Genomic DNA, 13,391 nt, shown 5'->3' with positions numbered 1-13,391 from the left:
ACAGCCGTCCCGGCAATGATGGCCAAAAGCCGCCGCCACCGGAAATCCCTGCGGAACTGCCTGTTTTTTGGCCGGGCTGGGCAGGGGACGGCACGTCGCATCCCCTTAAGGGCAAAGGCAATTCCATGCCATTGACAAGGTGCCGGTCCCTATGTGCAATGCACCGTCCAAGGGCGTCGGCAACGACCGTCGCCTGCCATCCTGGGGCGGACCCGTGGCAACGGGGCGTCCGATATGATTTGGGGGTCCTTGATGAAGCTGAAGCAGATGATTGGCGCCATCGGCATGGTCGCCGCCATCGCCCTTGGCCACACGGCCGTGGCCCAGGAAAAGAAGGTCAACATCTACAACTGGGCCGACTATATCGGTGAAACCACGCTGGAGGATTTCACCAAGGCGACCGGCATCAAGACGCAGTATGACGTCTTCACCGATCTGGAAACCCTGGAATCGAAGCTGCTGGTCGGCAATTCCGGCTATGACGTGGCTGTCCCCTCGGCCGAGCCGACGATGCGCAAGCTGATCCAGGCCAAGGCGCTGCAGAAGCTGGACAAGTCGAAGATCCCCAACCTGAAGAATGTTGATCCGTCCCTGATGAAGCTGGTCGAATCGACCGATCCGGGCAACGAATATGGCGTGATCTACGAATGGGGCACCATCGGCATCGGCTATAATGTCGAAAAGGTGAAGGCACTGCTGCCCAACGTCGATGTCAGCAGCTGGAGCTTCGTGTTCAATCCCGAAAATGCCAAGAAGCTGGCTGCTTGTGGCATCGTCTTCCTGGATAGCCAGACGGACATCCTGCCGTCCGTCTTCAAGGCGCAGGGGCTGGACCCCAATTCCGAAAGCGCCGAGGACACCAAGAAGGCCGAGGCGGCCATGTTGGCCATTCGTCCCTATATCAAGACTTTCGTGCCGTCGGTCATCGATCCGCTGGCCACCGGTGATGCCTGTGTCGCTGTCGGCTATTCCGGTGACGTCTTCCAGGCCAAGGCCCGCGCGGCAGAAGCCAAGGCCAAGTTCACCATCGATTACGCGATCCCGAAGGAAGGTGCCCAGGTCTGGTTCGACATGGCGACCATTCCCGCCGGCGCCAATGTCGAAACGGCCCACGCCTTCATCAATTACATCCTTGAACCGAAGGTGATGGCCGGCATCTCCAACTTCGTCGCCTATGCCAATGCCGTGCCGGCTTCCTGGCCGCTGATGGACCAGGAGATTGCCAAGAACGCCGTGATTTTCCCGTCCAAGGACATGATGGCCAAGATGTTCACGGTGAAGCAGATCAGCCAGAAGGCGGAGCGTGAGCGTACGCGCGCCTGGACCAAGATCAAGACGGGTCGCTGAGCGTACTTGGCGGAAAACCTCGCAGGTCATGCTGTGGCTGGGAAGCAATCGCTTCCCAGCCATTTTTGCGATGGTTGGGTCAGATGGCGATACCTACTTTCCCTTGATTTGCCAGCATCTGTCTGGCACGCCATGAATTGAATATTGTCGGGAGAGCGTAATGGAACAGCAGACGCGGCGAATGTTCAATGACTTGGCCGGGACCAAGGTACGGATAAAAGTTGTCGACATCGGCGCCAATCCCATTGATGGCGACCCTCCTTATGGAGAAATGCTGCGACGTGGGGAAGCCAGCGTCGTCGGGTTCGAACCGAACCCATCGGCCTTGGCGGTGTTGAACGAGCGCAAGGGGCCCGACGAAATCTATCTGCCCAACGCTGTGGGGGACGGTCATCGCCACACGTTGCACATGTGCCAAGCGCCGGGCATGACCTCGATTCTTGAACCAGACCCCCAGGTCCTGGGACTGTTTCATGGGTTTCCCAATTGGGGTAACGTTGTCGACCGAATAGAGGTTGATACGGTTCGACTTGACGATGTGCCGGAGACGGCAGGCATCGATATGATTAAGATCGACATTCAGGGTGGTGAATTGCTTGTTCTGAGCAATGCCATCGATCGTCTTCGCGATGCTGTCGTCATCCAGACCGAAATCGAATTTCTGCCATTGTATAAGAACCAGCCTTTGTTCAGTGAGGTGGAGCAATTCTTGCGGTCGCAGGGATTTGTCTTTCACCGTTTCTTCCCGCTGATCAGCCGTTTCCTGCAGCCTGTTTTGGTGAAGGGCAACATCTATGGTGGTCACAGCCAGCAGGTCTGGGGCGATGGGATATTCGTGCGGGATTTTATCAATTTTACCGGATATACGGATGAGAAGCTGCTGGCTGCGGCCGCAATCGTTCACAATTGCTATGATTCATTCGATCTGAGCGTGCGGATTCTGAAAGAATATGACCGGCGCTGTGGAACTGATATCGCCTCCGCCTATTTCGGGAGATTGAACGGTTCGGCCCCCTGACCGGCGTTATGCGGACTGGGGCTTGGGGTGGCGCCAGAAGGTTGCAGAGATGCTGGGCAGTTGCAGTGTTTGATGCTACCGCCCGGCTCTTGACGCCGTCGGGTGTATGTAGCGGATTTTCATGAAAATTGCGGTGGCCCCCATGCTCCCTCTATCCGCAGCACCCTTGTCGCGTATAGAATTGTGCGGTGCGTGAATGCACGCGTCACCCAACCGATAACGCCAACCGGACAGGGACAGATACGGACATGGCCACTGCGCAGCCCTCGCGGACCCAGACCAAGCTTGAACCTTGGCGGGACCCGAATGAGAAGCCCTATGTCCGTATCGAGAAGGTGACCAAGAAGTTCGGCGATTTCACCGCCGTCGACGATGTGTCGCTCTCCATCTATCGGGGCGAGTTCTTTTCCCTGCTGGGCGGGTCCGGTTCTGGCAAGACCACGCTGCTGCGCATGCTGGCCGGCTTCGAGCAGCCGACCGAAGGCAAGATTTTCATCGATGGCGTCGACATGTCCAACGTGCCGCCCTATGAGCGGCCGGTGAACATGATGTTCCAGTCCTACGCCTTGTTTCCGCATATGAGTGTGGAGGCGAATATCGCCTTCGGCCTGCACCAGGACAAGGTGGCGGCGGCAGAAATCAAGGAACGGGTGGCCGATGTCCTGAATCTGGTCCAGTTGGGTCAGTTCGGCAAGCGTCGCCCGCATCAGCTTTCCGGTGGCCAGCGTCAGCGCGTCGCCCTTGCCCGGGCGCTGGTCAAACGGCCGAAGTTGCTGCTGCTGGATGAACCGCTGGGGGCGTTGGACAAGAGGCTGCGGGAACAGACGCAGTTCGAACTGGTCAATATCCAGGAAAAGGTCGGCATCACCTTCGTGATCGTGACCCATGACCAGGAAGAAGCGATGACCATGTCGTCGCGCATCGCCGTGATGAACCGGGGATACATTGCCCAGATCGGCACGCCGACCGAGATCTATGAATATCCCAACAGCCGCTTCACGGCCGAATTCATCGGGTCGGTCAACATGTTCCACGGCCGCATCGTGGAGTCGGAGCCGGACCATTCCCTGATCCGGTCAGATGAGGCCGATTGCGATCTTTATGTCAGTCATCCCGGCCATGTGGCGCCCGGTACGGAATGCTGGGTCGCGGTGCGTCCGGAGAAAATCACCATTTCCAAGGACCCGCCCGCCAGCGGCGATGGCCGCAACCAGGCCGTCGGTACCGTGAAGGAAATTGCCTATCTGGGTGATGTGTCGATCTATGAGATCGAGTTGGGCACCGGCAAGCGGGTCCGTGTCACGGCGCCGATGGTGATGCGCCGCACGGAAATGCCCATCACCTGGGAGGACAGGGTCTATCTGACCTGGCGGCCGTTCGCCGGCAGCGTGTTGACCAACTGACCGGGCGGGGGATCACGCGATGACCGAGACCGTCCAGAGCGAGATGCGGCATACAGGGTTCCTGGGATTGCTTCAGCGTGTCGGCCTGTCCGGCAAGGCGCTGGTGATTTCCGTTCCCTATGCCTGGCTGCTGCTGTTCTTCCTGGTGCCATTCTTGATCGTGTTGAAGATCGCGCTGGCCGAAAGCCAGATGGCGATCCCGCCCTTCACGGCGCTGATCGAAACGGTGGAGGATCTGAAATACCAGATCACTGTCACCTTCTATAATTTCCATTATATGGTGACGGACGATCTCTACATTGTCGCCTATCTCAACAGCCTGAAGATCGCCTTCATTTCCACCATCTGCTGTCTGCTGCTGGGTTATCCGGTGGCCTATGCCATTGCCAAGGCGGACCCGAAATGGCGGGCCCCTTTGCTGATGCTGATCATCCTGCCGTTCTGGACCAGCTTTCTGATCCGCGTCTATGCCTGGATCGGCATCCTGTCCAACAATGGCGTGCTGAACAATGTGCTGATGTGGCTGGGCATCATTGATCAGCCGTTGCAGATTCTCTACACGCCCGTGGCAACCTATATCGGCATCACCTATTCCTACCTGCCGTTCATGATCCTGCCGCTCTATTCGACGCTGGAGAAGCTGGACAATACGTTGTTGGAAGCGGCGGCCGATCTGGGCTGCCCGCCCTGGAAGGCGTTTTTGACCATCACTCTGCCGCTGTCGGTTCCCGGCATGATCGCGGGGGCCTTGCTGGTCTTCATCCCGGCCACGGGCGAATTCGTGATCCCGGAACTGTTGGGCGGGCCGGACACGCTGATGATCGGCCGCACGCTCTGGACGGAATTCTTCAATAACCGCGACTGGCCGTTGGCATCCGCCGTGGCCGTGGCGCTGCTGCTTTTCCTGGTGGTGCCGATCATGGTTTTCCAGAATGTGCAGGGCAAGCAGGGGGGGCACCCGTAATGCCGAAATCCTGGTTCCTGCGCGGCGGACTGCTGGTCGGACTGCTGTTCCTCTATATCCCGATCGTGCTGCTGATCGTGCTGTCCTTCAATGACAACCGGTCCGTATCGGTGTGGAGCGAGTTTTCGTTCCGCTGGTATGGCGAGTTGATGCGCGACGATCAGCTGCTCTCTGCGGCCTGGCTGTCGGTGCGGGTGGCCTTTATTTCTGCCACCTGCGCTGTTGTGCTGGGCACCATGGCCGGCATGATGCTGGCCCGGTTCGGCATGTTCAAGGGCAGGGCCATGTTTTCCGGCATGGTGTCGGCGCCGCTGGTCATGCCGGAGGTCATCATGGGTCTGTCCATGCTGCTGATGTTTGTCAGCATGGAACAGATATTCGGCTGGCCAGAGGGTCGCGGCATGCTGACCATCATCCTGGCCCATGTCACCTTCACCATGTCCTTCGTGACGGTGGTGGTGCAGTCGCGTTTGGTCTCCATGGATGCCAGCCTGGAAGAAGCGGCGATGGATCTGGGCGCGCGGCCGGCCAAGGTGTTCTTTGTCATCACCCTGCCGCTGATCGCGCCCGCCATCGTGTCGGGCTGGCTGTTGGCATTCACCCTGTCCTTGGATGATCTGGTCATCACCAGTTTCGTATCGGGTCCCGGATCCACGACCCTGCCCCAGATCGTCTTCTCATCCGTGCGTCTGGGGCTCAGCCCCAAGGTCAATGCCTTGGCAACGATCGTGGTGACCATCGTCGCCATCGGCATCATCTGTGCCGGCATTTACAACGCACGCCAGGAAAAGGTGCGCCAGCGCGACGAACAGATGGCGCAGTCGGGGAACTGACACTCAGCTGCCAATGCATGGGAATGGTTTGGAGGGGTGGCTTCGGGCTGCCCCTTTTTTATGCCAGATCGCGATCTTTATCGGGCTGGTGCGGAACTGTTGGCTTGTCCCCGCCGGGGGTTTTCTTTTGTCCAGACCGGGGGGAGAGATCAGACGTCCAGATCCTGGGCGAACTTCGCGTTCTCGGTGATGAATTTGAAGCGCAGTTCCGGCTTGCGTCCCATCAGGCTTTCGACCAGGGCCTTCGTCTCCTCGACATCATCCTTCTGGTCGGGGTCGCGCTGGTCGGGGACCACGACGCGCAGCAGGGTGCGCTTCTTCGGGTCCATGGTGGTTTCTTTCAACTGCGCGGGCGGCATTTCGCCCAGGCCCTTGAAACGGCTGATCTCCACCTTGCCCTTCACCGCCTTGAAGACGGTCTTCATCAACTCGTCCTTATGCGCGTCGTCGCGGGCATAGCGGGTGTTGCCGCCGCCGGCCAAGCGATAGAGCGGGGGCAGGGCCAGATACAAATGACCCTGTTGGATCAGGCCCGGCATCTCCCGATAGAAGAAGGTCATGAGCAGCGAGGCGATATGGGCGCCGTCGACATCGGCGTCGGTCATGATGATGACGCGTTCATAGCGCAGCTTGTCGACGCTGAATTCCTTGCCCGTGCCGCAGCCCAGCGCCTGGGCCAGATCGGCCAGCTCCTGGTTGCCGCGCAGTTTGTCCACACTGGCCGAAGCCACGTTCAGAATCTTGCCACGCAGCGGTAGAATGGCCTGGGTCTCGCGGCTTCGGGCCTGTTTGGCAGAGCCACCGGCCGAATCGCCCTCGACGATGAAAATCTCGGTATCTTCAGCACTCTGGCGCGAACAATCGGCCAGCTTGCCGGGCAGGCGCAGGCGACGGGTCGGCGTCTTGCGCGCCATCTCCTTCTGCGCGCGTCTGCGGGCCCGTTCCTCTGCCTTTTCGATCAGCCGTTCGATCAGGGCCTTGGCCGCATCGGGCGACCCGGACAGCCAATGGTCGAACCGGTCCTTCACGGCCGCTTCTGTAAACTTCTGTGCGTCGGCACTGACCAGCCGTTCCTTGGTCTGGCCCTGGAAATGCGGATCGCGGATGAAGACGGACAGAAGGATCGTGGCGCCTTCCATCACGTCATCGGCGGTGATGTTGGCCGCCCGCTTGTTGCCCAGCATCTCGCCATAGGATTTGATGGCTCGGGTCAGGGCCCCGCGCAACCCCACCTCATGCGTACCGCCCAGCGGTGTGGGGATGGTGTTGCAATAGGTGTGGCTGAAGCCCTCATCATCCTCTGGCCAGGCGATGGCCCATTCGGCGCGGCCGGCATCGCCGGGGAAATCCGCCTGACCCGCAAAGGGCTGGGGCGTGACGGTTGTCCGCGACTTCAAGGCGCCGTTCAGATAATCCAGCAGGCCGTTGGGGAAATGCAGCACCTCTGCCGCCGGCACGCCACTGTCGGCGGTGACCAGGGACGTGTCACAGGACCAGCGGATTTCCACCCCGCGATAGAGATAGGCCTTGGACCGGCACAGCCGGTAGAGCCTTTCCGGCTTGAAATGCGCTTCCGCGCCGAAAATCTCTGCATCGGGATGGAAGCTGACGGTGGTGCCGCGCCGGTTCTGCACTGATCCTGCATGGGTCAGGGGCCCCAGCGGCAGGCCGCGGGAGAAGGTCTGAGTGTAAAGCTGGCGATCGCGCGCCACCTCCACATGCAGCCGGTCGGACAGGGCGTTCACGACGGCGGAGCCGACGCCATGGAGACCGCCGGAGGTCGCATAGACCTTGCCGGAGAACTTGCCGCCCGAATGCAGGGTGGTGAAGATGACTTCCAGGGCGGATTTGCCCGGATATTTGGGATGTTCGTCTGTCGGAATGCCGCGGCCATTGTCGCGCACGGTCACCGTGCCGTCGGCCGACAGGTCCAGGTCGATGCGGCTGGCGTGACCGGCGACGGCCTCGTCCATGGCATTGTCCAGGATTTCGGCGACCAGATGGTGCAGGGCACGATCATCGGTGCCACCGATATACATGCCTGGACGGCGTCGAACGGGTTCCAGCCCCTCCAGAACCTCGATGTCCTGGGCGGAATAGCTGTCCTGCTTGGCGGCGGTATTCTGAAACAGGTCGGTCATGCCCCATTATAGAGAGGGGAAACGTCAAGGTTCAAGGAGATGCGGTATCTCCCAATGATATAGGCCACCATATTTTGTGATTTGCCCGAGGAGGGCCCGTTGATGACCGAGAGAATTCCCGATTTCGACCGCGATGCGCCGGCGTCCCGCACCTTCGCCATGCCCAAGGATCTGAACGGCAATGGCGATGTGTTCGGCGGCTGGGTCATGTCGCAGATGGATCTGGCCGGCGCCGCGCCGGCCCTGCGTCTGGCCCGCGGACCCGTGGCGACCGTGGGCGTGGAAGCGATGAAGTTCCACCGCCCCGTCAGCGTCGGTGATGAGGTGAATTGCTATACGGAAGTGGAACGCGTGGGCCGCACCTCTATCCGCGTGCGCATTGATGTCTGGGTGCGCAAACTGGACGGCACTGCCTACAAGGTGACCGAAGGCCTGTTCACCTATGTGGCCCTGGACAAGGACGGCAAGCCGCGGCCCGTCGTGCCGGTGGCGGAGACCGTCTGACGCGCAAAGGTCCGTGCCTGTGGGGCGGTCATGCCCCCAGGCGCGGCGCCCAATCCTCCACTGCCCCATTGGCCAGCCGGTTGCCGGCCAGGCGCTGCATGCCGGGGCTGAGGCCGGGCAGGGTGCTGATCGCCGCCAAGGTCTCCCGGTCCAGCATGTCGTGATAGAGCACGCGCAGCAGGCGGGACAGCGGCCAGTCCGGATTGGGCCGTTCCAGAAGGGTGATTTCGTCCCCGGAACGGACTTCGCCTTCGTCCAGCACGCGGTAATACCAACCCGTGCGGCCCGTCTGCTGCACGCGCTTAGGCAGGAGGGGCAGGCCGAAACGGCGGCCCAGGGTGGCGCAGGGCTGGCGCGGCTGTGACAGTTGCAGGTGGGCCGTGCCGATGGCGATGATGTCGCCAATGCAGACCTCGGCCTCCGTCACCCCTGATACCGCCAGATTCTCCCCGAACGCGCCGGGCTCCGTCAGGTTCGATGCCATATCCGGCAACTCCGCAGCCCAGGCGGCGTAATGGTCGCGCGGATAGAGATGCACGGCCTTTTCCGGACCGCCATGCACCTTGGCATTGCCGACCCGGTCGCCCTCCAGCCCGTCGCGCGTCAGGCGCACAGGGCCGGAAACGGGGCGGCGGCTGGCGATGCTGGTGGGCAGAGGGCCGTTGCCCAGCGGCTGCGGCGTGCCGATCAGCAGGTGGTTCAGGATCAGGCTCATCATGCCTCTCCGCTGGTATTTAGGAAGCCGGCCCAGACCTCGTCCGCGACGGGCGCCGGGGCGGGGGATTGCTCGGGGCAGTCCAGGCGCAGATGCCGGTCGCCCAACGGCGCACCCACGAAATGGCAATGGTGCGGCAGGTCAGTGCCCGGATTGACATTCGGCTGGAAGTACTTGCAATCCAGGCACATTTTGCTGATCGGGATATGCCCGGCCCGTTGCAGCCCCCGGATCAGGCGCAGCATCAGCTGCAGCAGGATCAGTTGTTCCGATACCGGAAGATCGGCAAGGGCGTCGATCAGGAAAATCGGCCCGCCACCGAAACGGTCGGCCAGCGCCAAGCCTTCACGCGTAGCCAGCACCAGATGCCCGCGCCCGTCATCGGGGGCCTGCACCCGCAGGGCCAGCCCCTTCTGGATCAGGGTGGTCACCGCCTCGCTGGCCGTGGGTGCCTTCACACCCAGCCGCCCGGCGATCAGGACGGGGCGTAACCCATCAGGATTGTCCCGCAGCAGCGACAGGATGCGCGCCTGGGTCGCCGTCAGCCCATGGGCCGTGGCGTCGCGCCAGTCATTGGCCTTCAAAGCCGCGGCCACCCGCACGAATCCATCGGCCAGCCGGTTGGCCGGCGGTTCGCTCAACCGGTCGAACATGTCCTCGATCATGCCAGGCTTTCCACCCTTTGGTTGTTGTCGGCACAATATTCGGAGTCCGATATTTTTACAAGCCTGACAGGAAGCGCAACAGAGCCTCGTTCACGGCGTTGGGCGCTTCCTGCTGCACCCAATGGCCGGCGCCGTCCACCAGGGTGGTGCCCCGGAAATCCGTGCAGGTCCTGCCCTCCATGGCCTTCAGCGCCTTGTCCATGCCGGGCATGCGCAGCACGCCATCCAGCGCACCGGCGATGAAGCAGGCGGGCACCGTGATCGGCGCGCCGTGCCAGGGGGCCGTCAGCGCCCAGTTGCGGTCCAGATTGCGATACCAGTTCAGCCCGCCGCGATAGCCGGTGGCCGCATAGGTGCTGGCATAGGCCTGCAGATCGTCTTCGCTCAACCAGTCGGGCAGGGTGTCGACGGGCGGGCAGGTCTCCACCAGCCCCTTCCCTTCCGGAATGACCAGCGGCCAGCCCTTGCCCTCGGCCGCAGCGGCACCCGACGCGCCGACCAGCAGGCGGCGGTGGGTCTGATAAGGATCGGCACCCAGATCAGCCTCCGCCACGCCTTCATCCTGAAAATAGACCATGTAGAAGCGGTGCAGGCCCTGGGCGCGGGCCATGCCGACCAGGCTGCCATGGGGACCGCGCGGCGACCAGGGCACCGCAAGGCCAGCCACGGCGCGGAACCGGTCGGGCCGCATCAGCGCCGCGTGCCAGGCCACGGGCGCCCCCCAATCATGGCCGATGATGGTGCAATGATCGATGCCCAGCGCGTCCAGCAAGGCCACCTGATCGCCCACCAGATGCAGGATCGTGTAATCCTCCACGGGCGCCGGCGCGTCGGTGCCGCCGAATCCGCGCATATCGGGCACGATGACGCGATAGCCGGCGGCGACCAGGGCCGGCACCTGTTTGCGCCAGCTATGGCCCAGCTCGGGCCAGCCATGGCAGAGCAGCAGGGCGGGGCCAGTCCCTTCATCCTGATAGGCGATGTTGATACCGTTGGCCTTCACATGCGGCATGGGGCTTCCTTCCCGTAATGATTGGCCGGATCATAGCGGGCCTGCGCCCGATACGCGATTGTCAGCGCCGTCGGCATGGCTATATTCCGCCCCATGAACTCGCTTGGAATCGATAAGGCCCCGGCCGAAACCCGCGTCGTCGTCGCCATGTCCGGCGGCGTGGACAGCTCCGTGGCTGCCGCCATGCTGAAGCGCGACGGCTATGACGTCGTCGGCATCACTTTGCAGCTCTATGATTACGGCATGACGGTGGGCAAGAAGGGCGCCTGCTGCGCCGGCCAGGACATTTATGACGCCCGCCGCGTGGCCGACCAGATCGACATCCCGCATTACGTGCTGGATTACGAAAGCCGGTTCAAGCAATCGGTGATGGATGATTTCGTCGACACCTATCTGAAGGGGGAGACGCCGATCCCCTGTGTCCGCTGCAATCAGACGGTCAAGTTCAAGGATCTGCTGGACCAGGCCCGTGAACTGGGCGCCGATTGCATGGCCACGGGCCATTATGCGCGCCGCGACATGGTGGACGGGATGGCCGCCATGCTGCGCGGCGCCGACCATGGCCGCGACCAGTCCTATTTCCTGTTCGCCACGACGCAGGCGCAGCTTGATTTCCTGCGCTTCCCGCTGGGTGACAAGCCGAAAACGGAAACGCGGGCCATCGCCGATGCGCTGGGGCTGGCCGTGGCGGACAAGCCCGACAGCCAGGATATCTGTTTCGTGCCCACGGGCGGCTATGCCCAGGTGGTGGAAAAGCTGCGGCCCGGCGCCGTGCGGCCCGGGGAGATCGTGCATGTCGACGGCACCCTGATGGGGCGGCACACGGGCGTGATCAATTATACGGTGGGACAGCGCAAGGGCCTGGGTATCGGGGGCCGCAAGACCGACGCGGGCGACGATGTCGATCCGCTTTATGTCGTCCGTGTCGATCCGATCAGCAATCAGGTCGTCGTCGGTCCCCGTTCGGCGCTGGCCCGTGACCGGGTGATGGTGCGCGAGGTGAACTGGCTGGGCCGGCCGGCTGTGGGCGTGCCCCTGCCGGTGGCGGTGAAGCTGCGCTCCGCCCAGGCGCCGGCGGCGGCGACCCTGCTGCTGCATGGCGACGGTAATGCCGTGCTGGACCTGGACGCCGCGCAGTATGGCATCTCGCCGGGACAGGCGGCCGTCTTCTATGATGGCGAACGCATGCTGGGCGGTGGCTGGATCAGCAGCACGGGCGTGCGCTGAGGGGCTTATGCCGCGCGGTGTCGCCACAGCCAACGCACGGCCTCGATCCCGCCCGTGATGATGGCCGCCTGGGTCAGCAGGGTTGACAGCTGGAACAGCGGCTGCTGGTCATAGCGGTGGAAATATTGCCACCAGAAGCTGTTCACCGGGTTGCGCAGCGGCGTCAGCAAACTGTCCCACAGGTCGAATAGCGGGTCGGGGATGGATGACCGCAGGGCCATGGGCAGGACCAGGAACAGCAGCACCGCCAGCCCCACAGCCATTACACGTAACAGCGACCACATCCGCATGCCTCCGTTCTTGTTCTTCACCACAGCGTCCGGCGCTGCCGGTCGGGCAGGGCGGCGTCATAGGCGTCGCCCCCTTCGGTCCCGTTGCTGGCTTCCGCCGTCATCTGGCCGGCGGTGGGGATGCCATCTGGCCGGCCCCTTGCCCCCAGCGCCCATAGGTCAGAGCGGATCAGGGCACGGGCGCATTGGAAATAGACCTCGTCGATATCGATCCACAGCATGCTGCGGGGCAGATGCCCATCCATGGCCAGATCGGCACAGAGATCGGGGTCGATGCTGATCGCCGCCCGCCCGTTGACCCGCAGCGCCTCATTCACGCCGGGGATCAGGAACATCAACGCCACACGCGGGTCATCCAGGATGTTGCGCAGGCTGTCGATGCGGTTATTGCCGCGGCGATCGGGCATCAACAGGGTCCGATCGTCCCGCACCACCACGGCATGGCCGGCATCACCCCGTGGTGACACGTCCAGACCACCGGGTCCGACGGTAGCCAGGGCGCAGAAGGGTGATGCCTCGATCCAGCGGCGATAGGCCGGCGTCAGGACCGGGCTGACCTTGGCCAGCGACGGGCCACCGGGCGCACCATAAAGGGCCGTCAGTGCCGTGAGATCACGGACAAGGCCGGGTGGGGTGGGGCGGTCGGTGGGCATATGGGAACATCCGGTCAAAGGGAATCGCCAGCAGATTCCATCCAACCGGGCATTTCGGCAAGCCCCGGCCGCTTGCGGCATAGCCCCATTTCAGGGCTTTGCAACCGGACCGCATATCGACCATGCTGATCGCCGGGACGGGCGGCAACGGTCGCCCTGGGACAAAGGGGGATTGATGCTGAACGAGTTTAAGACCTTTATCAGCCGTGGCAATGTCGTGGATCTGGCTGTCGGTATCATCATCGGTGCCGCCTTCACGGCCATCGTGACCTCGCTGGTCAATGACATCCTGATGCCGCCGCTGGGCTATGTTCTGGGCGGGATCGATTTTTCCGACTATTTCGTCAGCCTGTCGGGCGGTGACTATCCGACCCTGAAGGCCGCGAAGGATGCCGGTGCCACCACCTTGAATTACGGCCTGTTCATCAATGCCGTCATCAAATTCTTCATCGTGTCCTGGGCGGTGTTCATCCTGGTCAAGCAGGTAAATCGCTTCAAGAAGCGGGAGGATGCCAAGCCGACTGAGCCGACCAAGTCCGAATTGCTGCTGACGGAAATCCGCGATCTGCTGAAGACAAAGTGAGTCTGGCCGGGGCCGGCGGCAGGGCCGGCCCCGGAT

The 13,391-nt window shown here is 62.4% G+C and carries 14 protein-coding genes; 8 read left to right on the top strand and 6 right to left on the bottom strand.

Going from position 1 to position 13,391, the window contains the following annotated elements:
- Nucleotides 1-252: 252 nt before the first annotated feature.
- The 5 genes from ACODTW_RS13660 to ACODTW_RS13640 all read left to right on the top strand — a co-directional run bounded on the left by ACODTW_RS13660 (nucleotide 253) and on the right by ACODTW_RS13640 (nucleotide 5,565).
- Nucleotides 253-1,347, top strand: coding sequence for an extracellular solute-binding protein (locus ACODTW_RS13660; RefSeq protein WP_488946568.1), 1,095 nt, complete (start codon nucleotides 253-255; stop codon nucleotides 1,345-1,347).
- 160 nt (nucleotides 1,348-1,507) lie between these two features.
- Complete coding sequence (locus ACODTW_RS13655; RefSeq protein ID WP_488946567.1) at nucleotides 1,508-2,365, top strand: FkbM family methyltransferase; 858 nt, start codon at nucleotides 1,508-1,510, stop codon at nucleotides 2,363-2,365.
- 248 nt (nucleotides 2,366-2,613) lie between these two features.
- Entirely contained in the window at nucleotides 2,614-3,768 is a 1,155-nt protein-coding gene (locus ACODTW_RS13650) for an ABC transporter ATP-binding protein (RefSeq protein ID WP_488946566.1), read from the top strand.
- 19 nt (nucleotides 3,769-3,787) lie between these two features.
- Nucleotides 3,788-4,732: an ABC transporter permease subunit gene (locus ACODTW_RS13645; protein WP_488946565.1), complete on the top strand. Its 945-nt coding sequence runs from the start codon at nucleotides 3,788-3,790 to the stop codon at nucleotides 4,730-4,732.
- Entirely contained in the window at nucleotides 4,732-5,565 is an 834-nt protein-coding gene (locus ACODTW_RS13640; RefSeq protein WP_488946564.1) for an ABC transporter permease subunit, read from the top strand. Before ACODTW_RS13645 ends, ACODTW_RS13640 begins: the two co-directional genes overlap by 1 nt.
- 149 nt (nucleotides 5,566-5,714) lie before the next feature.
- On the opposite strand, the gene parE is transcribed toward ACODTW_RS13640, so the two are convergent.
- Nucleotides 5,715-7,706 (bottom strand): DNA topoisomerase IV subunit B, encoded by a 1,992-nt coding sequence (parE, locus tag ACODTW_RS13635; protein ID WP_488946563.1) that lies wholly within the window; start codon nucleotides 7,704-7,706, stop codon nucleotides 5,715-5,717.
- A 102-nt stretch (nucleotides 7,707-7,808) separates the two neighbouring features.
- Between parE and ACODTW_RS13630 the strand changes: the two genes are divergently transcribed.
- Complete coding sequence (locus tag ACODTW_RS13630; RefSeq protein WP_488946562.1) at nucleotides 7,809-8,210, top strand: acyl-CoA thioesterase; 402 nt, start codon at nucleotides 7,809-7,811, stop codon at nucleotides 8,208-8,210.
- Between the two features lie 28 nt (nucleotides 8,211-8,238).
- On the opposite strand, the gene ACODTW_RS13625 is transcribed toward ACODTW_RS13630, so the two are convergent.
- The 3 genes from ACODTW_RS13625 to ACODTW_RS13615 are packed head-to-tail and all read right to left on the bottom strand — an operon-like array spanning nucleotide 8,239 to nucleotide 10,602.
- Entirely contained in the window at nucleotides 8,239-8,928 is a 690-nt protein-coding gene (locus ACODTW_RS13625; RefSeq protein WP_488946561.1) for an MOSC domain-containing protein, read from the bottom strand.
- Complete coding sequence (locus tag ACODTW_RS13620; RefSeq protein ID WP_488946560.1) at nucleotides 8,925-9,590, bottom strand: MarR family winged helix-turn-helix transcriptional regulator; 666 nt, start codon at nucleotides 9,588-9,590, stop codon at nucleotides 8,925-8,927. The genes ACODTW_RS13625 and ACODTW_RS13620 overlap by 4 nt, the downstream gene beginning before the upstream one ends.
- A gap of 55 nt (nucleotides 9,591-9,645) precedes the next feature.
- Nucleotides 9,646-10,602: an alpha/beta fold hydrolase gene (locus ACODTW_RS13615; RefSeq protein WP_488946559.1), complete on the bottom strand. Its 957-nt coding sequence runs from the start codon at nucleotides 10,600-10,602 to the stop codon at nucleotides 9,646-9,648.
- Between the two features lie 93 nt (nucleotides 10,603-10,695).
- Between ACODTW_RS13615 and mnmA the strand changes: the two genes are divergently transcribed.
- Nucleotides 10,696-11,829, top strand: coding sequence for a tRNA 2-thiouridine(34) synthase MnmA (gene mnmA, locus ACODTW_RS13610; protein WP_488946558.1), 1,134 nt, complete (start codon nucleotides 10,696-10,698; stop codon nucleotides 11,827-11,829).
- Between the two features lie 5 nt (nucleotides 11,830-11,834).
- Here the strand turns inward: mnmA and ACODTW_RS13605 are convergent, their stop codons facing one another.
- The gene (locus ACODTW_RS13605; protein ID WP_488946557.1) at nucleotides 11,835-12,113 is read right to left on the bottom strand and encodes a hypothetical protein; all 279 of its coding nucleotides are present in this window, start codon (nucleotides 12,111-12,113) and stop codon (nucleotides 11,835-11,837) included.
- Between the two features lie 23 nt (nucleotides 12,114-12,136).
- Entirely contained in the window at nucleotides 12,137-12,772 is a 636-nt protein-coding gene (locus ACODTW_RS13600) for a pyridoxamine 5'-phosphate oxidase family protein (protein ID WP_488946556.1), read from the bottom strand.
- A 175-nt stretch (nucleotides 12,773-12,947) separates the two neighbouring features.
- Here ACODTW_RS13600 and mscL point away from each other — a divergent pair, with 175 nt between their 5' ends.
- Nucleotides 12,948-13,355 carry a large conductance mechanosensitive channel protein MscL gene (gene mscL, locus ACODTW_RS13595; RefSeq protein ID WP_488946555.1) on the top strand — a complete coding sequence of 136 codons (408 nt, stop codon included), beginning with the start codon at nucleotides 12,948-12,950 and terminating at the stop codon, nucleotides 13,353-13,355.
- Nucleotides 13,356-13,391: the final 36 nt, after the last annotated feature.

The organism is Niveispirillum sp. FG148, from assembly GCF_057809655.1.
Note: the sequence above shows the minus strand (reverse complement) of the source record. Positions and strands in the feature narration are given on the sequence as shown.